This is a genomic window from Telluria sp. LT2P80 (assembly GCF_059685955.1).
Window position 1 is genome coordinate 51,930 of sequence record NZ_JCASIO010000012.1, and the last position, 24,366, is coordinate 76,295.

General features: G+C 67.5%; 19 protein-coding genes. 10 read left to right on the top strand and 9 right to left on the bottom strand.

Annotated elements, in window-relative coordinates; translation table 11 throughout:
• Positions 1-6: 6 nt before the first annotated feature.
• The 3 genes from AC56LW_RS22285 to AC56LW_RS22295 all read right to left on the bottom strand — a co-directional run bounded on the left by AC56LW_RS22285 (position 7) and on the right by AC56LW_RS22295 (position 2,089).
• Complete coding sequence (locus AC56LW_RS22285) at positions 7-477, bottom strand: hypothetical protein (protein WP_499637721.1); 471 nt, start codon at positions 475-477, stop codon at positions 7-9.
• Positions 478-558: 81 nt separating this feature from the next.
• Positions 559-1,353 carry a pirin family protein gene (locus AC56LW_RS22290; RefSeq protein WP_499637808.1) on the bottom strand — a complete coding sequence of 265 codons (795 nt, stop codon included), beginning with the start codon at positions 1,351-1,353 and terminating at the stop codon, positions 559-561.
• A gap of 139 nt (positions 1,354-1,492) precedes the next feature.
• Positions 1,493-2,089: an FMN-dependent NADH-azoreductase gene (locus AC56LW_RS22295; protein WP_499637723.1), complete on the bottom strand. Its 597-nt coding sequence runs from the start codon at positions 2,087-2,089 to the stop codon at positions 1,493-1,495.
• A gap of 107 nt (positions 2,090-2,196) precedes the next feature.
• Here AC56LW_RS22295 and AC56LW_RS22300 point away from each other — a divergent pair, with 107 nt between their 5' ends.
• On the top strand, positions 2,197-3,168 hold the full coding sequence (locus AC56LW_RS22300) for a LysR family transcriptional regulator (protein WP_332532951.1): 972 nt from the start codon (positions 2,197-2,199) through the stop codon (positions 3,166-3,168).
• A 10-nt stretch (positions 3,169-3,178) separates the two neighbouring features.
• Here the strand turns inward: AC56LW_RS22300 and asd are convergent, their stop codons facing one another.
• Complete coding sequence (gene asd, locus AC56LW_RS22305) at positions 3,179-4,012, bottom strand: archaetidylserine decarboxylase (RefSeq protein ID WP_499637811.1); 834 nt, start codon at positions 4,010-4,012, stop codon at positions 3,179-3,181.
• A gap of 292 nt (positions 4,013-4,304) precedes the next feature.
• Between asd and AC56LW_RS22310 the strand changes: the two genes are divergently transcribed.
• A complete protein-coding gene (locus AC56LW_RS22310; protein ID WP_499637726.1) occupies positions 4,305-6,461 on the top strand; it encodes a TonB-dependent receptor plug domain-containing protein in 2,157 nt (718 codons plus the stop codon).
• A 363-nt stretch (positions 6,462-6,824) separates the two neighbouring features.
• On the opposite strand, the gene AC56LW_RS22315 is transcribed toward AC56LW_RS22310, so the two are convergent.
• From AC56LW_RS22315 to AC56LW_RS22325, 3 genes are all read right to left on the bottom strand, one after another.
• A complete protein-coding gene (locus AC56LW_RS22315) occupies positions 6,825-8,087 on the bottom strand; it encodes a TCR/Tet family MFS transporter (RefSeq protein ID WP_499637729.1) in 1,263 nt (420 codons plus the stop codon).
• Between the two features lie 68 nt (positions 8,088-8,155).
• Positions 8,156-8,815, bottom strand: a complete 660-nt coding sequence (locus AC56LW_RS22320; RefSeq protein ID WP_499637732.1) for an HD domain-containing protein — start codon at positions 8,813-8,815, stop codon at positions 8,156-8,158.
• Complete coding sequence (locus tag AC56LW_RS22325) at positions 8,809-9,477, bottom strand: ribonuclease HI family protein (protein WP_499637735.1); 669 nt, start codon at positions 9,475-9,477, stop codon at positions 8,809-8,811. The genes AC56LW_RS22320 and AC56LW_RS22325 overlap by 7 nt, the downstream gene beginning before the upstream one ends.
• Positions 9,478-9,564: 87 nt before the next feature.
• Here AC56LW_RS22325 and AC56LW_RS22330 point away from each other — a divergent pair, with 87 nt between their 5' ends.
• Entirely contained in the window at positions 9,565-11,520 is a 1,956-nt protein-coding gene (locus AC56LW_RS22330; RefSeq protein WP_499637737.1) for a S9 family peptidase, read from the top strand.
• A gap of 9 nt (positions 11,521-11,529) precedes the next feature.
• On the opposite strand, the gene AC56LW_RS22335 is transcribed toward AC56LW_RS22330, so the two are convergent.
• A complete protein-coding gene (locus AC56LW_RS22335) occupies positions 11,530-12,111 on the bottom strand; it encodes a YXWGXW repeat-containing protein (protein ID WP_499501953.1) in 582 nt (193 codons plus the stop codon).
• Positions 12,112-12,274: 163 nt separating this feature from the next.
• On the bottom strand, positions 12,275-12,511 hold the full coding sequence (locus tag AC56LW_RS22340; protein WP_499637740.1) for a hypothetical protein: 237 nt from the start codon (positions 12,509-12,511) through the stop codon (positions 12,275-12,277).
• A gap of 225 nt (positions 12,512-12,736) precedes the next feature.
• Here AC56LW_RS22340 and AC56LW_RS22345 point away from each other — a divergent pair, with 225 nt between their 5' ends.
• The 7 genes from AC56LW_RS22345 to AC56LW_RS22375 all read left to right on the top strand — a co-directional run bounded on the left by AC56LW_RS22345 (position 12,737) and on the right by AC56LW_RS22375 (position 24,353).
• Positions 12,737-15,823 (top strand): penicillin-binding transpeptidase domain-containing protein, encoded by a 3,087-nt coding sequence (locus tag AC56LW_RS22345; RefSeq protein WP_499637743.1) that lies wholly within the window; start codon positions 12,737-12,739, stop codon positions 15,821-15,823.
• A 91-nt stretch (positions 15,824-15,914) separates the two neighbouring features.
• On the top strand, positions 15,915-17,201 hold the full coding sequence (locus tag AC56LW_RS22350) for a hypothetical protein (protein WP_499637746.1): 1,287 nt from the start codon (positions 15,915-15,917) through the stop codon (positions 17,199-17,201).
• Positions 17,198-17,749: a hypothetical protein gene (locus tag AC56LW_RS22355; RefSeq protein WP_499637749.1), complete on the top strand. Its 552-nt coding sequence runs from the start codon at positions 17,198-17,200 to the stop codon at positions 17,747-17,749. Before AC56LW_RS22350 ends, AC56LW_RS22355 begins: the two co-directional genes overlap by 4 nt.
• Before the next feature lie 30 nt (positions 17,750-17,779).
• A complete protein-coding gene (locus AC56LW_RS22360) occupies positions 17,780-18,859 on the top strand; it encodes a hypothetical protein (protein ID WP_499637752.1) in 1,080 nt (359 codons plus the stop codon).
• Positions 18,856-19,860 carry a hypothetical protein gene (locus tag AC56LW_RS22365; protein WP_499637755.1) on the top strand — a complete coding sequence of 335 codons (1,005 nt, stop codon included), beginning with the start codon at positions 18,856-18,858 and terminating at the stop codon, positions 19,858-19,860. Before AC56LW_RS22360 ends, AC56LW_RS22365 begins: the two co-directional genes overlap by 4 nt.
• Before the next feature lie 148 nt (positions 19,861-20,008).
• Complete coding sequence (locus AC56LW_RS22370) at positions 20,009-22,063, top strand: hypothetical protein (RefSeq protein ID WP_499637758.1); 2,055 nt, start codon at positions 20,009-20,011, stop codon at positions 22,061-22,063.
• Between the two features lie 7 nt (positions 22,064-22,070).
• A complete protein-coding gene (locus AC56LW_RS22375; protein ID WP_499637761.1) occupies positions 22,071-24,353 on the top strand; it encodes a bifunctional serine/threonine-protein kinase/formylglycine-generating enzyme family protein in 2,283 nt (760 codons plus the stop codon).
• Positions 24,354-24,366: the final 13 nt, after the last annotated feature.

The window sequence follows — 24,366 nt, forward strand, 5'->3', positions numbered from 1 at the left end:
GCTGCATCAGCCCCGCGCCTCGATCACGCCAAACCCCGCCGGCGCATCGCCCAGGTACGCCAGCACCGCATGCGCCTGGATATTTGCATCGAACTGCGCATTGGCCGCGATCGTCGCGCGCAGGCCCGGCACGATGTCGGGTGTGTGCGGCTGACGGTATGCCTTGATCAGCAGCGCCACCAGATCGGCCGGCGCGTCGGCGCGGCGCAGGCGCGCTTCGATGATGGCAAGTAACGCGCGCTGCATGCGGGGCGTCGGATTGCGGATCTCGCCGAACACATAGGGCGTGTTGGTGATGGCCGCGCAGATGATGGTTTCCATCCGCTCGGCCTTGAGGTCGGACGGGATGTCGAAGTACGCCTTGTTCCAGCGGGTGTGCGGGGAAGCGTGCCCGCGCGGGAAGCGGTCGGCGTTTTCCAGCCCCAGCGCATAGCTGGCGCGGGCGAGCAGGTCGCCCAGGGTGTCTAGCAGTGCCATGGCAGGCTGTGTTGCGCTTGTGTCATCCCGAGAGTGTAGCGCATGCCTGCCAGGTACGTAGGGTGGCCGCTGACGACGCGCTTATGCGAAACGCCCGGCCCGAAAATCCTCGACCGCCTGATGCAGCTCGGCCTGGGTATTCATCACGAACGGTCCGTACTGCGCGATGGGTTCGCTCAATGGGCGCCCGGCCAGTACCAGCAGGCGCGTGGGTGCGATCGCCTTGATCCGCACGCCGTCGGCGCCGGCGGCATTGTCGAGGATCGCCATGCGCGTTTGCGGCACGCCTTTTCCGTCGATAACGGCTTCACCGCGAAACACATAGACGAACGCATTGTGTCCGGCCGGAATCGGCTGCTCGAACGTCACGCCGGCCGGGATTTCGAGGTCGAGATACAGCGGCTCGGTATGCGCCCGCTGCACCGCGCCGTCGACGCCATGCGTGCGGCCGGCGATTACCTGCACGGTCACGCCGTCAGGCGTTGTCAGGCGCGGCACTTCCTCGAGAGGGATGTCGCGATACCACGGCGCCGTCATCTTGTCGCTCGCGGGCAGGTTGAGCCAGAGCTGGAAGCCTTCCATCAGGCCGGCGTTCTGCTCCGGCATCTCGGAGTGAATCACCCCGCGGCCGGCCGTCATCCACTGCACGCCGCCATCGGTGACCAGGCCTTCGTTGCCGGCGCTGTCGCGGTGACGCATGCGCCCTGCCAGCATGTAGGTGATCGTCTCGAAGCCCCGGTGCGGGTGCTCGGGAAAGCCGGCGATGTAGTCGCCCGGCTTGTCGCTGCCGAAGGCATCGAGCATCAGGAACGGGTCCAGGCGGCGCTGCAGGGGACCAGTCAGGATGCGGTTGATGCGTACGCCCGCGCCGTCCATCACGAACTGGCCGTTGATGAGGCGCTCGACGCCACGGCTTTTTGCGAGGGGTGCCGTGGTGACTGGCTGCGTGACGGTAGTGGTCAATCTGTTCTCCTGGTGGTTGGGCCGCCTGCTGGCGGCTGGGGCAGTGCGGGTGTTATGCCAGCGCCGCTTCGACAGCGGCGTTGGCCGCTGCCTGGCCAGCAGCGACGGCGTCCGGCCCCATTGCCATGCCCGACGAGTAGATATAGGTCTGGTCGATCAGGCCCAAAAAGCCCAGCAGCGCGCGCATCTGCGGCACTTGCGGATCCTGCGCCTCTTCGTAGACACCACCGCGCGCTGCAGCCACGTAGACCTTCTTGTTCTTGAGCAGGCCTTCCGGACCGGTCTCGGTATAACGGAACGTCACGCCAGCGCGGGCGATGGCGTCGAACCAGCTTTTCAGCTGCGCCGGCATCGAGAAGTTGTACATCGGCGCACCCAGCACGATCACGTCCGCCGCCTGCGCTTCGAGGATCAGCGCGTCGTCCTGCTCCACGCGCGCCAGTTGCGCGGCGCTGCGCTGGTCACCCGGCGTGAACAGCGCGCCCAGTGCTGCGCCGTCGAGCAGCGCGACCGGGGCCGCGCCCAGGTCGCGGCGTACGATCGTGGCGCCCGGATTGGCAGCGACGAGCTTGTCGACGATCTGCTGCGTGACGCGGGTCGATTCGGAAGCGTCGCCGCGGATGCTCGAGGTGATGTGCAGGATGTTCATGGTGTGTTCCCTTCGTGGTTGGAGTAGCGATGGGTCTACTTTAGTCTTTCCAAAAACAATGCGAAAGCCCGTAAAATGGATAACATTATTCTGCTGATGGGACAATCATGGACGTCGAACCGAATGACCTGCTGCTGTTTGCCCGCATCGTAGAGGCCGGGAGCTTCACGCGCGCTGCGGACCGCGTCAATCTACCGAAGTCGACCGTGTCGCGCCGCCTGGCGCTGCTCGAAACGACCCTGGGCGAGCGGCTGCTGCAGCGTACGACACGCAAGCTGGTGGTGACGGAATTCGGTGCCAGCCTGTATGAGCATGCGCGGCGCCTGGCGGACGAAGTGGAGGCTGCTGGCGCACTGGCCCAGCACCGCCAGGGTGAGCCGAGCGGCAAGCTGCGCATCTCGGCGCCGGGCGACTTTGCCAACAGCACGCTGAATCACGTGATCGCGCGCTTTCTCGAGCGCTATCCGGCCGTCACGCTCGAGATGGACCTGACGCCGCGCCGGGTCGACCTGGTGGCCGAGAATTTCGACATTGCCATCCGCATGGGCGACTTGCCGGACGACGCCACGCTCAGCGCGCGCCCGTTCATCCTCGAGCAGCCGGGCCTGTTCGCGTCGCCCGCCTACCTGGCGCGGCACGGGATTCCCGAGCATCCGGACGACCTGGCCACGCACGACGTGCTGTGTATCCTGAGCCGCAGCGGCGGCCCGATGCCATGGACGCTGATTCGCGGGAAGGTGCGCTGGCAGCGCGCGCTGCCAAGCCGACTGACGGCCAATTCACCGGACCTGCTGGCGCGCATCGCTGCGCGCGGCGCCGGGATCGCGCTCAGCTCGACGCTGTTTGCCGAACCGTATATGCAGACGGGTGAACTGGTGCGGGTGCTGCCGGAGTGGGAAATGCCGACCGCGAATGGCTGGGCCGTATTCCCGAGCCGCAAGCTGATGCCGGCCAAGACGCGCGCATTCCTGGCGATGATGGAAGAGACCTGTACGGCCCACGGCCATGGGCCGGAGCAGATCGCTGCGGCCTTCAGGGCGAAGGCCGCATTGGAGGAGGGTGCGCCGGACGTTGCCTGAGCGCGAACGATCAGCGCAGGGGCCGGTTGCCCATCACGTCACCCAGGCGCACCTTGCCTTCAGGCGCCCAGGCCGGATTGAAGCGGATCGCATTTTTCTGGAACAGCATCACGACGGTGGAGCCGAGCAGGAAGCGGCCCATCTCATCGCCTTTTTTCAGCGTGACCTGGCCCGGCTCGTACTGCCAGTCGCAGATGCGCGCCATGCGCGGCGGATTGACGACGCCATGCCAGACGGTCGCCATGCTGCCGACGATGGTCGCGCCCACGAGCGTCATCACGAATGGCCCGAATTCGTCGCTGTCGAACACGCACACGACGCGCTCGTTGCGCGCAAACAGCCCCGGCACGCCGCGCGCCGTCGTCGGGTTCACCGAGAACAGCTTGCCCGGCACATAGATCATGCGCGTCAGGCGGCCGTCGCACGGCATGTGGATGCGGTGGTAATCCTTCGGGCTCAGGTAGACGTTGGCGAAGTGGCCGTGCTGGAAGTGCGCCGCCAGCGTCTGGTCGCCGCCCACCAGTTCGGCCGTGGTGAACTTGTGGCCCTTGGCCTGGAAAATCTGGTGGTCATCGATGTCGCCAAACTGGCTGATCGCGCCGTCGACCGGGCACACGTAATCGGCCTGTGCCAAAGGGCGCACGCCATCGCGCAGCGCGCGGGTGAAGAACTCGTTGAAACTCGGGTAGCTGGCGATGTCCGGATTGGCTGCTTCGCTCATGTCGACGCCGTATTTGCCCACGAACCAACGGATCAGGCCAGTCGTCATCGACCCGCCACGGTGGCCGGCAACGCGGCCGGCGAGGTTGGTCATTGCCTGCTTCGGCATCACATATTGGGGCAGGACTTTGAGTCTGGACACGGTCGATCGCCTTTCGCGGAAAAGTGCGCATTATAGCTGGGCATGTCAGACGGAAATTCTGTTGCCGCTTTTAACACTGTTGAGGCGAGTGTACCGCAGGTAGCCGGTGGATGGCGGACAGTGCAGGCATGCGCTTCCCTGTTATTTATAAGTTCCATTGGCTAGCAGTATGGGATGCGCTGCAGTCGAATAAAAACTTCTATATTTACGTTTACATTCTGCTATGAAGTGGCATATTCTGGTCCGGTCTGTTCAATAACCGGGAGAAGCCGCCGTGACGAATCTGCCAACGCACTACACCGTGTCCCTGTTGATCGCTGCAAGCCTGCCGCTACCGGCAGCTGCCCAGACTGAACCTGGCATCGCGCAGGTGGACATCCGGGGCAGCGCTGCCGGCTACGATGCGCGTCGCGACGACACCGCCACCCGCATCATCATCAAGCGCGACGAACTCGCGCGCTACGGCGACCGCTCGATCCTGGATGCGCTGCGGCGCGTACCCGGGGTGACGATCGACGGCAGCAGTGGCCAGGGCGGGACGATCCAGCTACGTGGACTGGGCGCCGGCTACACGCAGGTACTGATCAACGGCGAACGGGCCCCCGGCAACTTCAGCTTCGACACGCTGTCGCCCGAGGTGGTCGAGCGCATCGAGGTGCTGCGCGCCGCGACGGCAGACCTGTCGACGCAGGCGGTGGCCGGCACGGTCAACATCGTCCTGCGCCACGTGGCCAAGACCAGGGAGCGCGAGCTCAAGCTGGGCATGCTCGGTTCGGATGTGTTCAAGGGGCCGACTGCGTCCCTGCAACTGAGTGACCGGCGCGAGGGCTTCGCCTGGTCGCTGGCCGGCGATGGCGTGAGCGAACGGTTCGATCGCGTCAATGGGATGGTGCTGGAGAACACGGGAACCGACGGCGCCCTCGACCTGCTGCGCACGACGGCGACCGATGAACGTGGCCGCATGCGACGCCTGAACCTGACGCCGCGCCTGGAGTGGACACTGGCTGGCGGCGACAAGATCACGTCCGAGACGTTCGTGAACGTGACCCGGTTTCGCAACCGTGGCCATGCCCTTGTCACCACGCTGATCGGCGGCCCGCCACCTGCGCCCGATCTGGTCACGCACTACCGCGCCGATGACGAAACGGCGCGCACCGACCTGCGCTGGAGCAGGGGCTTTCCGTCCGGCGCCAGCATCGAAGCCAAGCTTGGCCTGACGGGTGAGCGCAGCGAGAATGTGGGATTGCGCGATGGGCGCGACGCTGCCGGCAATCCCGAGACCGATGGCCGCATCGATGGTGCGCGGCGTGACCGCGGCATCAATTCGACCGGCAAGGCGATGCGCAAACTCGGCAGCGGTCACGCGCTTGCCACTGGCTGGGACGGCAGCGTCACGTGGAGCGACGAGACGCGCATCGAACAGGATCGCGTGCGCGCGTTTCCGTCCGGGCTGGCGCTGGACGAAACGTTCGAGGCGCGCGTGACCCGGTTGGCCATGTATGCCCAGGACGAGTGGGACATCACGCCGCACTGGTCGATGTACCTGGGACTGCGCTGGGAGGGCATCCGCACGCGCGCATCCGGCAATTCGTTTGCCTCGACCCGCACGGGCTCCGGCGTCTGGAGCCCGGTCATGCAGACCTTGTGGAAGATCCCGGGCCGCAAGGGCGACCAGGTGCGCTTCGCACTCACGCGCACCTACAAGGAACCGGCGTTGTGGAACCTGCTGCCGCGTCGGCAAGCCTTTGAGAACAACAGCGCCACCGAAGCCGACTTCCAGGGCAATCCGAACCTCAGGCCCGAACTGGCGTGGGGCGTCGACGCCGCTTACGAGCATTACTGGGCCGAGAACGCGATGGTGTCGATCGCCACCTCGCTGCGCCGGATCGACGACTACACGAGCAACCGCATTTATTTTGACGGATACCGTTGGATCTTCACACCGGTGAACGACGGCCGCGCCCAGACCCGCTCAGTGGAACTGGAAACGAAGTTTCCGCTCAAGTCCCTGTTGGCGGGCGCGCCGGAGATCGACGTGCGGGCGGGCGTGGCACGTCACTGGTCGCGCGTCGAATCGGTACCCGGCCCCGATAACCGTCTCGAACGGCAAACGCCCTTGTCGGCCAACCTGGGGATCGATTACCGCCGGGGCGCGCTGACGCTTGGCAGCAGCGTGGCGCACAAGCGCAACGGGCTGGTGCGCGTGACGGCCAATCGCGGTTACTACACCGCGCCGCGCACTGACCTGGACGCGTACGCCGCATGGCGCATCGACGCCAAGCGCTTGCTGCGGCTGTCGCTGGCCAATCTGCTGCGCGAGAATGAAGGATTCCAGCCGTCGTACGCCGACCCGGTGACGGGCCTGGAAAAACGCCGTTTCTATTTCCCCGGCCCGCTGCGCGCCACGCTTACGTATCAGCTGGCGTTTTGATGCTGAAATCCTTGAAGCACACCCAAAAAAAGCCGGGGTCACACCCAAAAAAAGCCGGGGTCAGGTCTGACATTCGGACACGAGCTCAACATAAAGCCCGGGGTCACAACATAAAGCCGGGGGTCATAAAGCCGGGGGTCAGGTCTGACATTCGGACACGAGCTCAACATAAAGCCGGGGGGCAGGTCTGACATTCGTACACGAGCTCAGCACTGTTCTTGAAAAAGACAATAAGTTTCGCACTGGTATCTCAAGGCACGTCGAAATTGCACGATCATCATTCAATCAACTGCTTAAAGCTGAGGTCGTGTCTGAATGTCAGACCTGACCCCGGCTTTGTAATGCTGGGGTCGTGTCCAAATGTCAGACCTGACCCCGGCTTTTGGCCTGGTCCGGGTCCATATTATGGTGGCGGAAGTAGCGCCACGCGACGATCAGCGCCAGCAGTTGCATGAACGCGCACAGGTAGAAACTGCTGCCGACGCGCCAGTCCGACTGCGGCAGGTGGCTCACGGCACTGAGGATGCCTGTGCCGAGCAGCGGCGTGATGATGACGGCGAGGCTGCCGATCGCTTGCAGGGAGCCCATCAGCTCGCCCTGTTGCTCGGGCGGCGAGGATTTCGAGACGAGCCCTTGCAGCGCCGGGCCGGCGGCGTAGGCGAGGACGTTGCACATGATGAAGACGTACATCATCCAGCCTTCGGTCGCCAGGCCGTAGGCGGCATACGCCACGGCGCCCGAGCCCAGGCCCAGGAGGGCCAGGCGCGGCTCGCCAAAGCGCCGGATCAGGATGCCCAGCAGCCCGGCCTGCACGATGACCGACGTCAGGCCCACGCAGAAGAGGGCGATGCCGTTGTCGCGCGGCGTCCAGTCGAAGCGGAAGGTGGTGTACAGCACCCAGGTCGATTGCAGCATCATCTGGGCGAAGGTGGCCAGGAATACCGCGACGACGAGGCCGCGGATGTCCTGGCGCCGCACGAGGCGCATCAGCGCCGTGAACGGGTTCAGGCGCGCCCACGCGAAGGGCGGGCGGGCGCCGGGTGCCAGCGACTCGGGCACGAAGAAGTAGCCGTACACGAGGTTCGCGCCGGACAGCGCGGCGGCGACGTAGAACGGCAGGTGCAGGTTGGTTTCGCCCAGCACGCCGCCAAGCATGGGGCCGCAGATGAAGCCCAGGCCGAAGGCGGCGCCGATCTTGCCGAAGCTCTTGGCGCGGTTTTCGCGGGTTGAGATGTCGGATGCGTAGGCTGACGCCACCGACATGCTGGCCGACGACATGCCGCCGATGACGCGGCCCAGGAACAACCAGGCCAGGCTGGGCGCCCAGGCGGTGACGAGAAAGTTCAGGCACATGCCGCCCATTGAATACAGCAGCACCGGGCGGCGGCCGACGCGGTCGCTCAGCGCACCGAGCGCCGGCATGAACAGAAATTGCAGCAGCCCGAACACGGTGGCCAGCACGCCGTACCAGAGGGCGCGCATGTCGGCGCCTTCGACGAATTGCCCGACCAGCAGCGGCAGCACGGGCACGATCAGGCCAATGCCGAGCATGTCGATGAACACGCAGACCAGCACGAAATTGAGGTTGCCGCTGGACGCTTGCGGCACGGTGGTCGTACTGGTCATGGACACCTCGGCGGTTGGCGGTCGCCTATCTTAGCATTGCGGCAACGCTTGCATGCCGATAGCAACCGCTAGACACCGCTCCACTCGGCCGCGAACTGCGCGCGGAACGTCATCAGCTGTTCGAGGCGTTCGCGGCCCACGGCGCGCGCAGCTTCCGTCTGCATCATGTCCGGCAGCTTGTCGAGCTTGACGACGATGTGGTCGAGTGCATAGCGGCGATCGTCGTGCGCGCGCTGGTCGCCCAGCGGATCGGTCGGATGCGCCAGGCCGCTTTCCATGCGCCCCGCGATGTAGAACATGCGCGCCAGTCCCACCAGGCCCAGGCCGTCGAGGCGGTCGGCATCCTGCACGATCTTGGCCTCGATCGTGGTGGCGGGAATCGCCGCCGAAAAGCTGTGCGCTTCGATGGCATGGGCGACCGCATCGAGTTTCTCGGGCGGGAAGCCCAGCGGCGCGAGCAACTCGCGCGCCAGTTCGGCCGAACGGCGCGATGCCTGATTGCGCGCGGGGTCGTTCTTCGGCAGGTTCACCAGGTCGTGCAGATAGCTGGCCGCCAGCACCACCAGGCGGTCGGCTTCCGGGTGGTGCGCGAGCAGCGCCTGGGCGTTGCGCCAGACGCGGTCGAGGTGGGCGCCATCATGGGCGCCGTCGGTGCCGGCATCCTGCGCCGCCAGCGCGACAAGTTGCGTGCGCCAGGCGGCGAAATCGGTGGGGGTGGCTTCTAGCATTCGGTTGTTTCCGGTAAGGGGAGCGCCGTGGCGCGCTGTGACAGCGCATCGGCTTGTGCATTCTTGTGACGTGGGATCCAGCGCAGCTGTGCCTGCGGCAGGCGCGCGAGCAGCGCAGAGGCGCGGGCGCGGTAGTCACGCAGGCTCGGCGCACTTGCGCTGGCGGGACCATTCACGTCGTCGATCACGACCTGGCTGTCGCCAACCACCAGCACATCGTGCGCGCCGTGCGTCACGGCGGCGTCCAGCACGGCGATCAGGGCCAGGTACTCCGCTTCGCTGCTGTTACCGTAGCCGGCTTCGTGCGAAATGGCGACGCGCACGCCGCCGGGGCCTTCGAGCACCGCGCCGATGCCGCAGCGACCGGGATTCGGGCGCGCCGAGCCGTCGAACCAGGCCCGCCATGCTGTCTTGCCGGTCCCCGCACCCCGCGTGCGTGCTGCGCTGGCCAGCGCAGCGCGTCGGTCTGACTGCTGCGCCGCATGCAGGCGCAGCGCCGCGCGTTCGGCCAGCAGGTGCGCCAGGCCCGCGACGCCGGCGCTGTGCGTGAGCGTGCGGGTGAGGGCCTCAAGTTCGCTCAGGCCGGCGCGCGTCATCAGGCGCCCGCTGGCCGCCAGTTCGGTCTTGAATGCGGCGGCGCGCAGAAGGCTCAGGTCGTTCATGGCGAGAGCATAACCGATCTTGATTCGTTGACAGAAGTTAAGACTTTTGAAACACTGGATCGATGCTGTCCAACCTGAGGAGAAGCGATGCGTCCGTCCCGCCATGCAGTCCGATTGTCCCTGTTCGCCGTGCTGGTCGGCATCGTGTCGATGCCGCTGCATGCCACGGCGCCGGTTGAAAAACCCGGCGCGCAGCCGCTGGCGAAAGCACCGCTCAAGCCGGGCAAGCACGTCAAACGCTACACGATCGAGCAGTTCATGGCGACGACGTCCGTGACCGGCGCCTCGTTCAGCAAGGACGAGCGGCAGATCCTGTTCAGCAGTAACGCCTCCGGCATCTTCAACGCGTACACGCTGCCCGTGGGCGGCGGCACGCCGCGCGCGCTGACCACGTCCACCGTCGATTCCACCTATGCGGTGGGCTACTTCTACAACGACGACCGCATCCTGTTCACGCGCGACACGGGTGGCGACGAGCAGAATCACCTGTACGTGCTCGAACCGGGCGGCAAGGAACGCGACCTGACGCCCGGCAAACTGAAGGCCTCGTTCGCCGGCTGGAAGCCCGACGGCAGCGGCTTCTACGTCGCCACCAATGAGCGCGATCCGAAGTTCTTCGACATCTACCTGTACGACGCGGGCAGCTACGACCGCACGATGGTGTACCAGAACGACAGCGGTATGAATGTCTCGGACATCAGCCGCGACGGCAACTGGCTCGCGTTCGACAAGTCCAGCACCACGTCCGACAGTGACGTCTACGTGTACCACCTGCCGACGCGCACAATGAAGCACATCACGCCGCACACGGCGCCGGCCAGCCATTCGGCGGCCACGTTCGATCCGCAATCGAAGCGCCTGCTGTTCACCACCAATGCCGGCGGCGAGTTCACGCGCATCGCCGCATACGATCTGGCCAGTGGCGCGACGAGCGACGTCGAGAAAGCCGACTGGGACCTGCTCGACACCAGCTACTCGCGCAACGGCGCCAACCGGGTCAGCATCGTCAACCGCGACGGCAGCATCGACGTGCGCGTGTTCGACGCCGCCGGCAAACCGGTCACGCTGCCGAAACTGCCGGGCGGCGAGATGCGCCAGGTGACGTTTTCGGCCAGTGGTCGCCTGATGGCGTTCTATCTGAATGGCGACCGCTCGCCGAACAACCTGTACGTGCATGACTTTGCCAGCAAGAAGACCACCCAGCTCACGCGCAGCCTGAACCCGGCCATCGATGCGAACGACCTGGTGGAAGCCGAAGTCGTGCGCTTCAAATCGTTCGACGGAACCGTGATCCCGTCGATCTACTACAAGCCGAAAGGCGCGGCGCCGAACGCCAAAGTGCCGGCGGTGGTGTACGTGCACGGTGGGCCGGGCGGACAGACGATGCGTGGCTACAGCGCGCAGCTCCAGTACCTGGTCAATCACGGCTACGCAGTCCTGGGCATCAACAACCGTGGCAGCTCGGGCTATGGCAAGACGTTCTTCCGCGCGGACGATCGCAAGCACGGCATGGAGCCGCTGTGGGATTGCATCGAAGCGAAGACGTGGCTGGCCAGCCAGTCGTACATCGATCCCGAGCGCATCGGCATCATGGGTGGCAGCTACGGCGGCTACATGACGCTGGCAGCGCTGGCATTCCGGCCCGAGGCGTTCAAGGTCGGCATCGACATCTTTGGCGTGAGCAACTGGGTGCGCACGCTCGAGAGCATTCCGCCGTATTGGGAAGCGCAGCGCAAGGCGCTGTATGACGAGATCGGCGACCCGGTCAAGGACAAGGCATTTCTGGTCGAGACGTCGCCGCTGTTCCACGCGCACCGCATCATCAAGCCGCTGATGGTGATCCAGGGCGCGAACGATCCGCGCGTGATCCGGCCCGAGAGCGACGAGATCGTGGAAGCGGTCCGCAAGAACAAGGTCGACGTCGAGTATGTCGTGTTCGATGACGAAGGCCATGGTTTCTCGAAGAAGAAAAACCAGACCGAGGCCAGCGCGAAGATCCTGGCGTTTCTGGACAAGCACCTGAAACGCCAGGAGATGAATTAACAGCGTGGATCAACGGCGATAAGGATTGTCCGGACGGCTGTCATGGCGGTTGCGCACGCCATCGCCATCGCGGTCGCGGTCGTGACGGTTGCGGATGCCGTCATTGTCGCGATCGCGGTCGCGGTAGTTCGGGACGCCGTCGCGATCGAAGTCCGGTCCGCGCCCGCGGCCGTTGCCGTGATGCCGATCCCGATCACGGTGGTCGCGATAGCCGCGGTCGCGGTCATAGCCGTCATGGCCGCGCACATACACTGGCTGCGGGCCGTAGTGGTGGCCCGGGCCGCGGTTCCAGCGCGACGGTTCCATCACCCAGCGGTTGCCGCGATGGTGCCAGCTCGGCGGCGCGTACACATAACCGGGCCGCGCGACGACGTAGTGGCCGGGCACCCAGTCATGGCGATGGCCGCGCCATTCCCAGTAGCCGGGCGCCCAGACGTGGCCGCGACGCGGACCGGGGATGCGCTCGTAGATGGGGGCGGGCGGGGCGTTGCTGATCACGACCGAGACATGTGGCTGGGCCTGTGCAGACAGCGGGATGGTGGCAGCCGCGCCAATGGCGATCAGGGCTGCAAGAATAAGCGGGGATTTCATGGTCGTCTCCAGATCCGTAAGCGGATAAGCGGAATATAGCAATCCGGGATCGGTGACGCGAAGCCTGAAGCAAGTTATTACATCTGACACAGTTTGGTGGCGTTGTCCGTCCACCTGGCCGCCGCGCGCGGCCCGTGGGCAGCGCCGCGACGACAAACCGCAGTCACAGCCGGCTCGCTGCGGTGACGGTGTCCAGCGCCAGCAACTGCGACTTCTCGGCGTTGCTCAGGCGCTTGGCGGTGACAGTTACGGTGGCGACCTTGGCGCCGCTGGCAATGGCTGCGCTGCTGGCATTGAAGGCGGTGGCGTTGGCGTCCGATACCTTGGCCAGATAGCCGACAGGAACGGCGATCAGGGCGGCGGCGATGAAGACGGCTTCCATGTGTTTGAGGACGTTCATTTTGCTTCTCCTTGGTGGTTAAGTGGTGTGTCGATGTGTGTACTGTAGGCGTGTCCCCGCGGGGCTTCCAGCGGCGTGCGACGAGCCGCAGAAAACGGGGGGTGAGCTGCATCAGGGCGGCCCTGACCATGCGCTTGCAGCGTTACTCCGCTCAGCGGTTTCACCAGCCCTCCGCTAGTCCTGCGCAAGGGCGCATGGGCGCCACGCTACCGACTGGACTCGTGCATGACCGGCCCCTTCGCCACCCTGACCCGCAACATCGCCGCGTCACGCACGGCGCGGCGGCGTGCCCGCAATCTGCGCCGGGGCTGGACCATCTCGCTTGGTCCCGCCTGGGCCTGGGCTGCGCTGGCGCTGGTGATGGGCGGCGCGGTCGCGCTGGCGCTGCACGCGCGTGCCTTGCCGAACGATGCCCAGGACGTCCCCGGCGCGCAGGCGCTGGCGGCGCTGCAACCGCTGGCGCCGGGCCTGGAGCTCGTCGTGCCGACGGACAGCGGCGTATCGCTGACGCAGCGTGGCGCGCTGGCGCTCGTCATTGCCAGCGGCATGCAGGCCGGGCCGGCGGTGCGGGTCGACCTGTGCACACAGATGCTCGATCCGGCGAACGGGCGGCTGCTGCCGCTGCGCGTCGGTTATCCGTTCGGCGAAGCGGCCGCGCTCGCGCGGAGCAGCAATGGACCAGCACGCAGCGTGCTGCTCGCGCGTGACGGTTCCGGCATGCCGCGCATCGATATCACAGGCAATGCGGGCGCCGGCCTGGCGATCGCCTGGAATGCCGGCTTCGGGACTGCCAGCTGGATCGGCGACGCATCGGGCGGGGTCGCCACGCATGCGCGCCAGGGTCAGGCCGCGCTGGGCGGTGCGGGCTGGCTGCTGTGGCGCGGCGAAGCGCTGCGCTTCACGCGCCAGCCAAGCAGCGCCTGCCCGCAGGCTGGTGAGCTGGTGCTGCAGCATTTTCAACCTGGTCAACAGGGGGCGGCGACGGCGCTCGTGCAGGCATTTCCTGCAGCGGGTGCGCCAGTGTTGCTCCGTTTGCGTCCCGGCGTCTGGACCGTGCCGCTGGTCGCGGGCGCCGGCCTCGAAGACCAGGCGCTGTTCGAGGCGCTGCGGGCGCGCGGGCTGCTGCGCCTTGGCCGCGACGGCTTGATCGAACTGGCGCCGCGCGACTTGCTGGCCTGGCTTCAGGCCGACGAATCCGTACGCGCGCCGCTGCCCGGCTGGCAGCATTTCCAACTCGACGCCGGTGACCGGCGCCTGCTCGAACGCCTGCATCACCGCGCCGACGGCGCCTTCGTGCGCGAGCAGGTGCGCGTATTTAACAGCGAACGGCGGCTGGTGGCGTGGCGCGTGCGGCCCGGCGCAACGGCAATCTGGCAAGCAGCAGTGGCAGGCAGCCCGGCCGTGCGCGAGGCCGGCTTGCCACTGGCGGCGATGCGCCTGTTCGCGCAGTTGCCGCAAGACTGGGCGCCGTGGAATCGTGTCGGCGGCTGGGAGGGCGGGCGGCGTGACAGCCTCGTAATCCTCAAGACACGAGCAGAAGGCAAGCCGCTGGAACTGCTGGTCGCCGGCCGTGTGCGCAGTGTGCTGGGCGCCACGGTGGCGGCCCGTGGCGTCTGCGACGGGCGCGCCTGTCCGGATGCGGGCGCCGTGGCCCACCTGGTGCTGTCGCCGTTGCCGGGCGCGACGGCGGTCAAAGTCGAGATCGAGCCGCTCGACCTGGCGAGGTTGTCCGGCGGTGCCGACGCCGCGTACCGCCATCTGAAGGTCGAGCGGGGCGCACTCGCATGGCAGGCGCTGCCTGCCGGCAGCCGCAGCGTGCGGCCCGCCGGCGCCGCAGTGCGCCTGGTCGACCGCAATGGCGAGGCCCTGTGGCAGGATGGCGCGCCGTCGGTCCAGGCCACGCTGGCTGGCCTGGCGCCACTGTTGGGCGTGCACCGCCAGCACGACGGCAGCGTGGCCGGCATGCTGGCGCGCCTGGGCGGGAGCGACCATGCGGCGCGCCTGACGCTCGATCTGACGCTGCAAGCCCGGGCCCAGGTGCTGCTCGACTGCATCGGCCAGCAGGGTGGCCAGTGGGATGGGCGCGTTTGCCGTGGCGCCCAGTCCGCGCCCGCCGAGCGGCGCGCCGGCCTGGTGCTGCTCGACGCCGGCACGGGCGACATCCTGACCGCCGCATCGAGTGGTGGAAATAGTGCTGCGCCTGACAACTGGCCCGAGGTGCGTGACTTTGACCGTGCCGATCCGGCGCGCAGCCCGTTGCGGATCGCCGCATTCCAGCATGACGGCGGCGCCCACCGCGCGCCCGGCTCGACGTTCAAGGTGATCACCGCGCTCGGACTCGAGCAGGCCGCGCGCGGCGACAAGCAACTCGATGCGCTGCTGGGCGGCTTGCCATTGGCGCAGGTCGACCGTATCGCGGGCGATGGCGGCTACGACTTTCGCACCGATGCGCCCAGCTACCCGGCGGGCGGCACGCGCGCCCGCATCACCAATTTCCGTGACCAGATCACCGGTGCTCGCGCCGCAGACGGTCGCCTGGGGCTGGCCGGCGCGATGGCGCACAGTGTCAATACGTGGTTCGCCTGGGCCGGTGAACTGAGCGACCGCACGCTACTCGGCCAGCCCGATGGCGGCATGCCTGGCGCTACCGCGCTGGAGCCGGGGGCGCTCGACGCCGCGCGGCCGGTGGCCGCGATGGCGGCGCGCCTGGGCTTTGGCCAGCCGTTGCGGCTCGATGGCGGCTTACTGCCGCCGGACTATCGATGGGGCGACTGGGATGCGCTGTCGGCGTCCGCGTCGCAGCTCGATCCGGTCCACAGCCGGCATGAACTGCGCCAGATGGCAATCGGCCTGCGCATGCAGACCACGCCCCTGCAGATGGCGCTGGTGGCCGCGAGTGTCGGCGAAGGGCGCAGCGTGACACCGCGCCTGCTGCTGGCGCTCGACGGCCGCGATGCAGCATCCGGCCAGGGCGCGCCTCTTGCGGTACGGCTGGACCGCGTACGCGCCGGCATGAAGGGCGTGATCGATTACGGCACGGCGGCCGGTGCATTCCGCGCTCCGGCATTCGCTGCGCTGCGCCCCGGCCTGTACGGCAAGACCGGCACCGCGCCGGTCGGCAACGACGAGCTGGCCACGGTCTGGTTCATGGGTTATCTGGAGCCGGGCAGCTTGCCGGGCCAGACCCGCCGGCTGGCATTTGCCGCCTTTGTCAGCCACTCGGCGCTGACGGGCGGCGGTCACGCGGCGCCGGTCGTGGCGGCCCTGCTGGCATCCATGGCCGGGCAGTCGTTGGAAAAGAGGCACAAATAGGGGTCTCCATCGCGCCTGAATGCTGTAGTTGTATGGCATCATCTATTTCACTGTGCAACACGTGCGCAGCGAAATCGAGGACGAGGAAGGTATGCGTTTACCGGGGACCCGGTATCAGGAGCACGGCTGGGAGCAGGTCCGCAAGTTGCTGGGTCAGTGTTCCCTGCAGGCGCTCGCCCGCATCGACCCCGCCAGTCTTCAGGGCGCCGATACGGACGAATCGCTGGCCGCGTACGTCGAGGCAGTCGCACCCATCCTGCACGCGGGCGGCAGCCGGGCGCATGCCCCCGGCAACAGCTACGGCGAAACCACCGCCGAACTGGCCCTGAGCCTCGTCTACGAATTGCAGGCGCGGCCCGCCGACTGGGCCGCACTGTGCACGGCCCTGGCCACAGAAGCTGCGCGCATCGGCCCGTTCTGGACGCAACCTGGCGGCGAAGCGCTGCTGCGCAAGAAATTCAATGACCTGTATGCGGTGTTGCGCGACAAGGTCGACAGCGATCACTATCAGGTGGCATGCGGCCGGCCCTGCAGCCCGAACCGCATGTACGCCTACCGGATGCTCGACACGGCCTACCACGACATCGCGCGCCTGTTCGAGAGCTGGCGCGAACACGCGGCGCAGGTCGGCGCGATCCTGGGCCGCAGCGTCGAGGCGATGCCGATCGAAGTGCGCCAGCTGCGCTCGATCGGCGACTGCAAGCCCGAATGGATCATGCGCTGGAGCGAAAGCCTGGAAGCGCACGCCGGCGCACCCGGGCCGTTGCACACGCGCTCGAAACGCTTCGCCAGCCTGAAGAGCAGTCCTGAGAAGATCGGCGCAATGCTGCGCGAAATCGGCGAGTACGACGCGCTGTCGGCCAACCGCGACAGCGACTGGTTGCAGGACGCCAGCGCGGCCGATGCCTGGCTCGACGATTACTGGCGCGTGCTGAACGAGTCCGAACAGGGCAGTACGCCGGGCCCGGACCAGATCCTCGAAGCGCGCCAGGAAGCACTGGACATCGATCTGGATGCAGATCCTGAATTCGACGCGCCAGTGACTGCACCACTGACCTCCATCGCGCCCTGCGTTTCACTGCCCCCCAACTACCTGGTAGTGGCAGCGACGGTCGAGGACCGCGCCAGCTGGGCGGCGCGCCGGTTGGCGCAGGACAGCTTGCCGGTACGCCTCGCGGTGTACCTCAAGCTGCTCGGGCCATTCGACGACTGCTATCCTTCCGAATGGTGCGACCCCGCCACGGGCGAATTGCCGACGATGGGCCAGTTGGCCCAGCTGGACGGCGTCTCGCTGCCAACCCTGCGCAAGCGGCGCGACGCCGCGATACTGCGTCTGAACGAGGTGGCTGGACTACAGGAGGAACAACGATGGGCATGACGAACCTGGATCGCAAACTGCAGGCCGGCGCGCTGCTGGCGCGCCGCGTGGAAGGCGATGGCCTGATGCTGGCCGACGCCGTCCTGCTGCAGGCACTTAGCGGCAGCCGGCCGCTGACGCAGGGCGAACGCGCGGCGCTGCAAGCGTCGCCCCTGACGCTGCGCCGCATGCGCCATCTGGCCGATGTGCGCCGCACGCAGCACATGACCTGGACCGGCAGCGCGGGGCTCTTGCGCGCCGCCGACAGCGGCGCCCCGCTGGACGTGCTGCGCACGGATGACCGGATGTGGCGCCTGCACTTCGTCGACCAGGGCGGCGTTCCCGGCGTGGTGGTGCAACTCGACATGGACGCGCCGGGCGCCGCGCAATTGCTGGCAACGCGCGCGACGATCGCCGTGCGCGACGGCGCTGGCAGCATGATCGTGCAGGGCAGCCTGGACGCGGACGGCGAGTGCGAAGGCCCGTGGCCGTTTGCAGCGTCCCCGTCGGTCCATTTTCAACGGCATGGCGCGCGCTTCGATGTGATGCCCGTGCCCCCATCCACATAGTGCAGTTCCCGAATTCGCTCAAGGATAACGATGCTAGGTTCACTGTTCAGGAATCCCCTGCGACGCCCGCCACGGCAGGACGCGTTCGACGCGACCCTGCTTGGCAGCGTGGCAATCGCGTTGCCGGCGCCAGCCGGGATCACCATTCCTGCGCCGTGCGCTGCCGTGCTGGTCGACCGTGGTGGCCGCAGTCGTCGTCTGGCGGCTGGCAGCCGCATCGCAGCCCTCGATGGGGAAACCGCCTGGTGCGTCCATCCGGGGCCGTACACCTGCGATCTCGTTCCTTTTGCCGGCGCGCCCGAGATCGGCCTGCGCGTGAGTTTTGCCGTCGACGCCAGCGATCCGCGCGCCACGCACCAGCGTTTCGACCTGTTCCTGGCCAGTGAGGCGGGCAGCGCGGTCGATCTCGCGGGCTTTGGCGCGCTGGCGCAAACGGCGTTGCAGCGCGAGCTGGCCCAGGGCAATCTCGAACTGCCGCCCTGCACGACGCTCGAAGAATGGAACACGTTCCGGTCCGGCTTCAACCAGTTGATGTACACGCGTTTCGGTGTGACGGTCGACGATTGCGTGCCGGTCGACCTTGGCGCGACGCACGATTACCCGGCGCTGCTCGAAGCACGGCTGGCGGCGCAGGCCGTCCCGGTTACTGCGGCAGCATCGGCCGAACCAGCGGCTGCAATGCCAGCCGAAGCATTCATGCCGGCCTGCGAAGATGCCCGTGCATTGCGGCGCCTGTTCCTGGAACTGCCGTGCCTGATGTGTGCAGTGCGCATGGCGGTGCTGCCGGCCGACCAGGGTCGCTTCCGCCAGCACCAGGACCTGCTGCGCCGGCTCGACCTGGTCAGCCTGTCGGTCGGCACGATGCCGGCGCTCGAACTGGCTGCGCCGGGCCAGCCATTGGCACTTGAGGAGCAGCTGCGCCGCGCGCGCCACAGCCGCCGCGCCGCCGCCGCGCTCGATGAAGCGTGGGCGCTGCTGGCGCGCATGAAAGTGGCTGGTGAAGGGCCGCTCGACGTGCTGTTCGACGAGGCCGACCGCATCGTTGCCAATCTCGAGCTTGAAACTGGCGCACGCCGCGTCACGCACGTGCAGGACGAGGTGACGGCATGACGACGCCTGTGTTCGAAGCGAGCTGCCGGACCATCCTGCCCGACGGCAGCATGCTGACGATTACCGCGACGCGCCGCCCGCGCGCGGGCCGCGCCGATGTCAAGTGCAGCGTGCCCGGCGCACCGGCGCAGGCCGAGCGGATGCAGCAGGTGGTGCGCCTGGCGCGCCATACCGAGCCGCGCTACGACAGCCGCGACCAGGTGGTGCTCAGCGCCGACCGCGCGTTCGATCAGGCCACGCGCGACTGGGAACTGGCCGCCGTGCTGGCCGACCGCATCGTGCGCGGCGTGTTTCAGGCAGCGCGACCCGTGGTGGCCAATGGCTGGTCCGACGCCTGGCACCTGGGACGGATCGATGGCCGTGCCCTGGTCAATGTGCCCGGCGGCGTGCTGGCCGGTGGCCCGGACGGCTTGCCGCACCTGGGCGCGCTGACCGGCCAGCCCGATCCGGGTGCAGCGACAGCGAGCGCGCGCGCCTGGTTCCCGCTGCACAGCGGCGGTGACCACGATGATCTCGGCTGGGTCGACGTGAGCGTGCGGCCACTGGCCGGCGCCATGGAGACTGACGACGATGCCATCAGCGTGCCCGACCTGGACGCGCTGCGCCAGGGCCAGGTGCGGGCCGTGCTGGCCGGCGCCCGTCACTTCGACGGCCGCGGCCAGGGCCAGTGGAAAACCACGGTGCGCTTTGGCGAGACGGGTTTTTCCGGTGACTCGTACGGCCTTGCGCTGGTGATGGCCGACCGCATCGCGCGCGGCCGTGAATTCATGGCGCGGGGCCGGGTGATCGCCACTGGCACGTCGAGCGCATGGCATGCTGGCAAGGTCGAGACCGTGGACGCGCTGGCGCCGAAGTGCGCGCTGATCCTGCGCGAAGCTGGGCCGGGCGACCGCATCCTGCTGCCCAAGGCATGGGAAACAGCGCTGCCGCAGGGCATGCGCGAAGCGTTGCGTGCGCGCGGCGCGAGCCTCGCGTGTGTTGAGCGCATCGGCATCATTTGAGATCACGGGTTTGACATCGCGGGCGTGCGCGAGCGCACCGCGGCCACAGATCGTGCGCTGCTAGAATCAGCAGGTTCGTCGGCAGGTTCGTCGACAGGTTCGACAGCGGGTTGGCAAGCAGAAGGCAAGAGAGAAAACGGAGTCAGCTATGTTGCACATGTTCGGAGTAAACGGCGCCAGCTGCCCGCGGTGCGAGCGCAAGAATGGGGTCGATGCACGCTACTGCGCGGGCTGCGGCGTGATCCTGGGGGCGCCGCGCAGCAAGCCGGTGCTGGTCGAGAACCGCTGGGTGCCCGCGCCCGATGAACTGGCCGTGTTCTTTGGCCTGCGCGAATTGTCCGGGCTGTTCGTCAAGACGCTGCGCGTGCCGGCCACCGCGCGCGGCTTCATCCTGCAGGGCGACAAGGCGACCGAAGTGCCGCAGGGCGAATACGAACTCGAAGGCTTCTTCACGCGCCTGAACCATCTGCTGCGCGACCAGCACGCCGAAATCCTCGTCACGCGCACGACGGCGCTGCCGGTGCCATTCGAGTTCGACGACATCCCCACCTGTGAGCAGCTCGCGATCTCGGTGCGCTTCACGGTCAGCATCAAAATTGAAAACGTCCCGGCCTTTGCGCGCCACTTCATGACCACGCCCGGCACCATCGGCACGCCCGAGTTGCGCGAACTGCTCGCGCACCCGGTGCGCCAGCTGGCGCTGGAATTCATCGGCGCGCGCTCGATTCGCGAGATGGCAGCAGGCGGCGCGCTGCGCGAAGAACTCGACGAACGCCTGCAGGGCGGCCTCAAGCTCCTGCTGGCCGACTACGGCCTGGCCGCGACGAGCGTGCAGACGGTGGAGCTGCGCCACGACAAATATGACGCCAACCGCGCGCGCGTGGGCAGCATGTGGCTTGCGGCCGACGAGCAGCACGTGCAACTGGCGCACAAGCGTCACCTGGACGAGCTGTACACGGCCGAAGAATGGCAGGGCATCAAGCGCAGCGAAGAAGAAGCGCGCCTGCGCATCCGGCGCGCCGAGCTGCGCCAGGACGACGCGATCGCACGTGCCGAGATGTCGCTGCAGGGCGCCGACCGCGCACATGGCGTGCGCGCACGCCAGATCGAACTGTATGGCCGCATCCTCGAAGCGAACTCGCGTGAGCAGGCGCTGGCGCAGGGCGCCGGTGAAGTGTTGGCCGAACTGCAGCACGAGGCCGCGCAAAAGGGGGCGCAGCGCGCCGACGAAGCAGCGCAGTGGCAGCACCTGCGCGCGCTGGCCGGCGTGCACATGCGGGCCGAAGTTGCCAGTGCCCAGCAGGAAGCGCAGCATGCGCGCCAGTCGGCGCAGCAGCGCTTTTCGCAGCAGTTGCTGCAGCAGCAGATCCGCCACAAGATCGACCAGGCGCGCCTGATCGAGGACGCCACGCGCCAGCGTGACGAACTCATTCGCCTGCGCGAGAGCGAAGCCGAAGCGGCGCGCCGCATGCGCGACATCGATGAAGCCGAGTACCAGGCGCGCTACCAGGCCCTGAAGCTGGCCAACGACGCGCGCCTGCGCGAGGCCGGGCGCACGCAGGAATGGGAAGACGAGCAGGCGCGCCAGCGCATCGAAGGCGCCCGGCGCGGCGCCGGCAAGCTCGATGCGGAAGCCCAGCAGGACAAACTGCAGCGCACGATCGAGCTCGAAGCATTGCAGGCGCGCTCGCTGCAGGACGTGACGCTGCATGCCGACGAACGCCGCGCCGGCCTGGGCGAAGCCGCCCGCGCGGGGGAGCGGGCGCACGAGATCGCGCTTGCCCGCCTGGCGATGGAGCGCGCCGCGGCGCTGGGCGCGATGGACGACACGGCCAAGCTGGCCCTGGCCGACGCCGCCAATGCCGTCGTGCTGGCCGATTACCTCAAAACGCGCGTGCATGCCGATATGGATGCCGACCAGTTGACGGCGCTGGCCGGCGTGGCTGGCGCTGGCAAGGTCGACCTGGGCGAAGCAGCGCGCGCGGCAGCGCAGCTGGTGTGCGACGAACAGGCGCGCCGGGAAGGCGAAGTAGACAAGGACCGGCGCCATCAGCTCGACCTCTTGCGACTGCAGAACGACGTGAACAAGGCCGCCTTGCATGCGCAGGCCAGTGTGGCGGGCGCGCGCCAGTGCGTGCACGGTCACGCCCTGCAACGCGACGATCGCGTGTGCGCCGCCTGCGGCGGGGCGCCGTCTGCCTGATCGATCAATGCAAACAGCCATCGACAAGATCCGCGAACTGCGCGCACTGCACGACGACGGCCTGCTGAGCCGGCAAGAGTTCGAGCTGCGCAAGAATGCGATCCTCGACGCGGCCTATCAGCCGGGCGAGCGGCCTGCGGATCCGGATGCGCTGTACGACGCGTCCTCGTCCGCGCCTGCTGCGCGTCCCGGCACCGAAATCGGCCTGATGACGGGCCAGGAAATCGGCCCGCAAAACCGGCGCTACCGGCTCGAACGCCTGATCGCGCATGGCGGCATGGGCCAGGTGTGGCAGGCGACCGATCTGGCCACGCACGCCGAACTGGGACACAGCGCCCAGGTGGCGCTCAAGATCCTGCCGGCCCATGCGACGTCCGCCGCCAGCCACGCCAAGCTGCTGATCCAGGAAGCCACGCGCGCGCGGCGCCTGGCGCACGAACACATCGTCCGCGTCTACGAATGGGCGCAGGATCCGGCCACGTCGAGCTTTTTCCTGATCATGGAATACCTCGAAGGCGAGGACCTCGACGCCGTGCTGGCGCGCGAAGGCCGCCTGCCATTGGCGCGCGTGCTGGCCTTGCTCGACCCGGTCGCTGCTGCGCTGGATTATGCGTGGGAACGGCATCATCTGGTCCACCGCGACATCAAGCCCGGCAATGTGTTTGTCACGACCAAGGGCGACGTCAAGCTGCTCGACTTCGGCATCGCGGCGCGCGCGCGCGCCAGCGGCCCGGCGTCGAAGCTCGATGCACCGGCCACGTCCGGCACGGCCGGCTACCGCGCGCCGGAAGCGGTGATCGAAGGGCGCACGCCGGAACCCACACTGGACGTGTATGCGGTTTCGGTCATGATCCACCAACTGCTCACCGGCGTGCTGCCTGGTGAGCCGGGCGGCACCGTGCCCGAAACGCTGGGCGCGCGCCAGTGGGAAGTGCTGCGCGCCGGTTTCGGGCGCGATCCGGCGGTGCGCCCGGCCAGCGTGCACGCGCTGCTGGCGGCGATCCGGGCGGCGGCCGGGCCATCGGCCGTCGAACTGGCGGCGCAGGACGCCCGCGAGCGCATCGAGCAGGAACGCGTGGCGCGCGAACTGGCTGCGCGGCGCGCGATCGAGGCCGAGGCGGCCGCCGTCATCAAGGCGCAGCAGGACGAGCAGCGCCGCGTTCAGCTGCGCGAGCATCAGCGGCGCGAGCGGCTCGAGGCCGAACAGGCACGCCTGGCGCGCAAGGAATCGCTGCGCCAGCAACTGCTGGCACGGCGCGATGAAGAAGTCGCCAAGACCCAGGCGGCCAAGGAAGAAGCCGTGCGCAAGGCCGCGCAACTGAAGGCTGCGGCAGCCTATCTGGCGCAGCAGAAAAAGGCGCGCGAGGATGCTGCTGCGGGCACGGTGAGCGAGCCTGTCAGCCAGGAACGGGCGCCCGACGCAGCGGCGGCTGTGGTGGTGGCAGATGCGTCAGCAGCGGCGGCGCCGGTCGCCGACACCGGCATCCTGCGCGACGCTTTCATTGACGGTAGTGGCAGTGGCCCGGCGATGGTGCTGATCCAGACGGGGCGCTTCCAGATGGGCTCGCCCGAGCACGAGCGGCGCATCGCGATGGCAGCCGGTTCGCAGAAGAACTGGATCGCGCGTGAAACGCCGCAGCACTGGATCGGCATCGAGCGCCCGTTTGCGATGGGCCGCTATCCGGTGACGGTGGGCGAGTGGCGCGTCTTCGCGCAGGCAAGCAGCTGGCAGCCGGCCGGCGAGGTCGACTGGGCCGCGCCTGGCTTCCCGCAGACCGACGACCATCCGGTGGTCGGCGTGACGTGGTTCGACGCGCTGCAATACGTGGCGTGGCTGAGCGCAGCGACGGGCAAGCGCTATCGCCTGCCAAGCGAAGCCGAATGGGAATACGCGTGCCGCGCCGGCACGAAGACCGCGTTCAACACGGGCGACACGATCGCCACGACGCAAGCCAATTTCGACGGCACATTTACCTACAACGGCGGACCGCGCGGCGAGTTCCGGCATGGCACCACGAAGGTCGACACCTTTGCACCGAACGCCTGGGGCCTGCACGACATGCACGGCAATGTCTGGGAATGGGTGCAGGACGTCGTGCACGAGAACTATGACGGCGCACCGGGCGACGGCAGCGCCTGGGAAACGGGCGGCGACCAGGTGCGCCGCATCCTGCGCGGCGGCTCGTGGCTGTACAACCCGCGTTACCTGCGCTCGGCGCTGCGCAACGGTTTCTCGGCCGTGCTGTGCAATGACATCGTCGGCCTGCGCGTCGTGCGCGAGCTGATGTAGACAAGACTGGAAG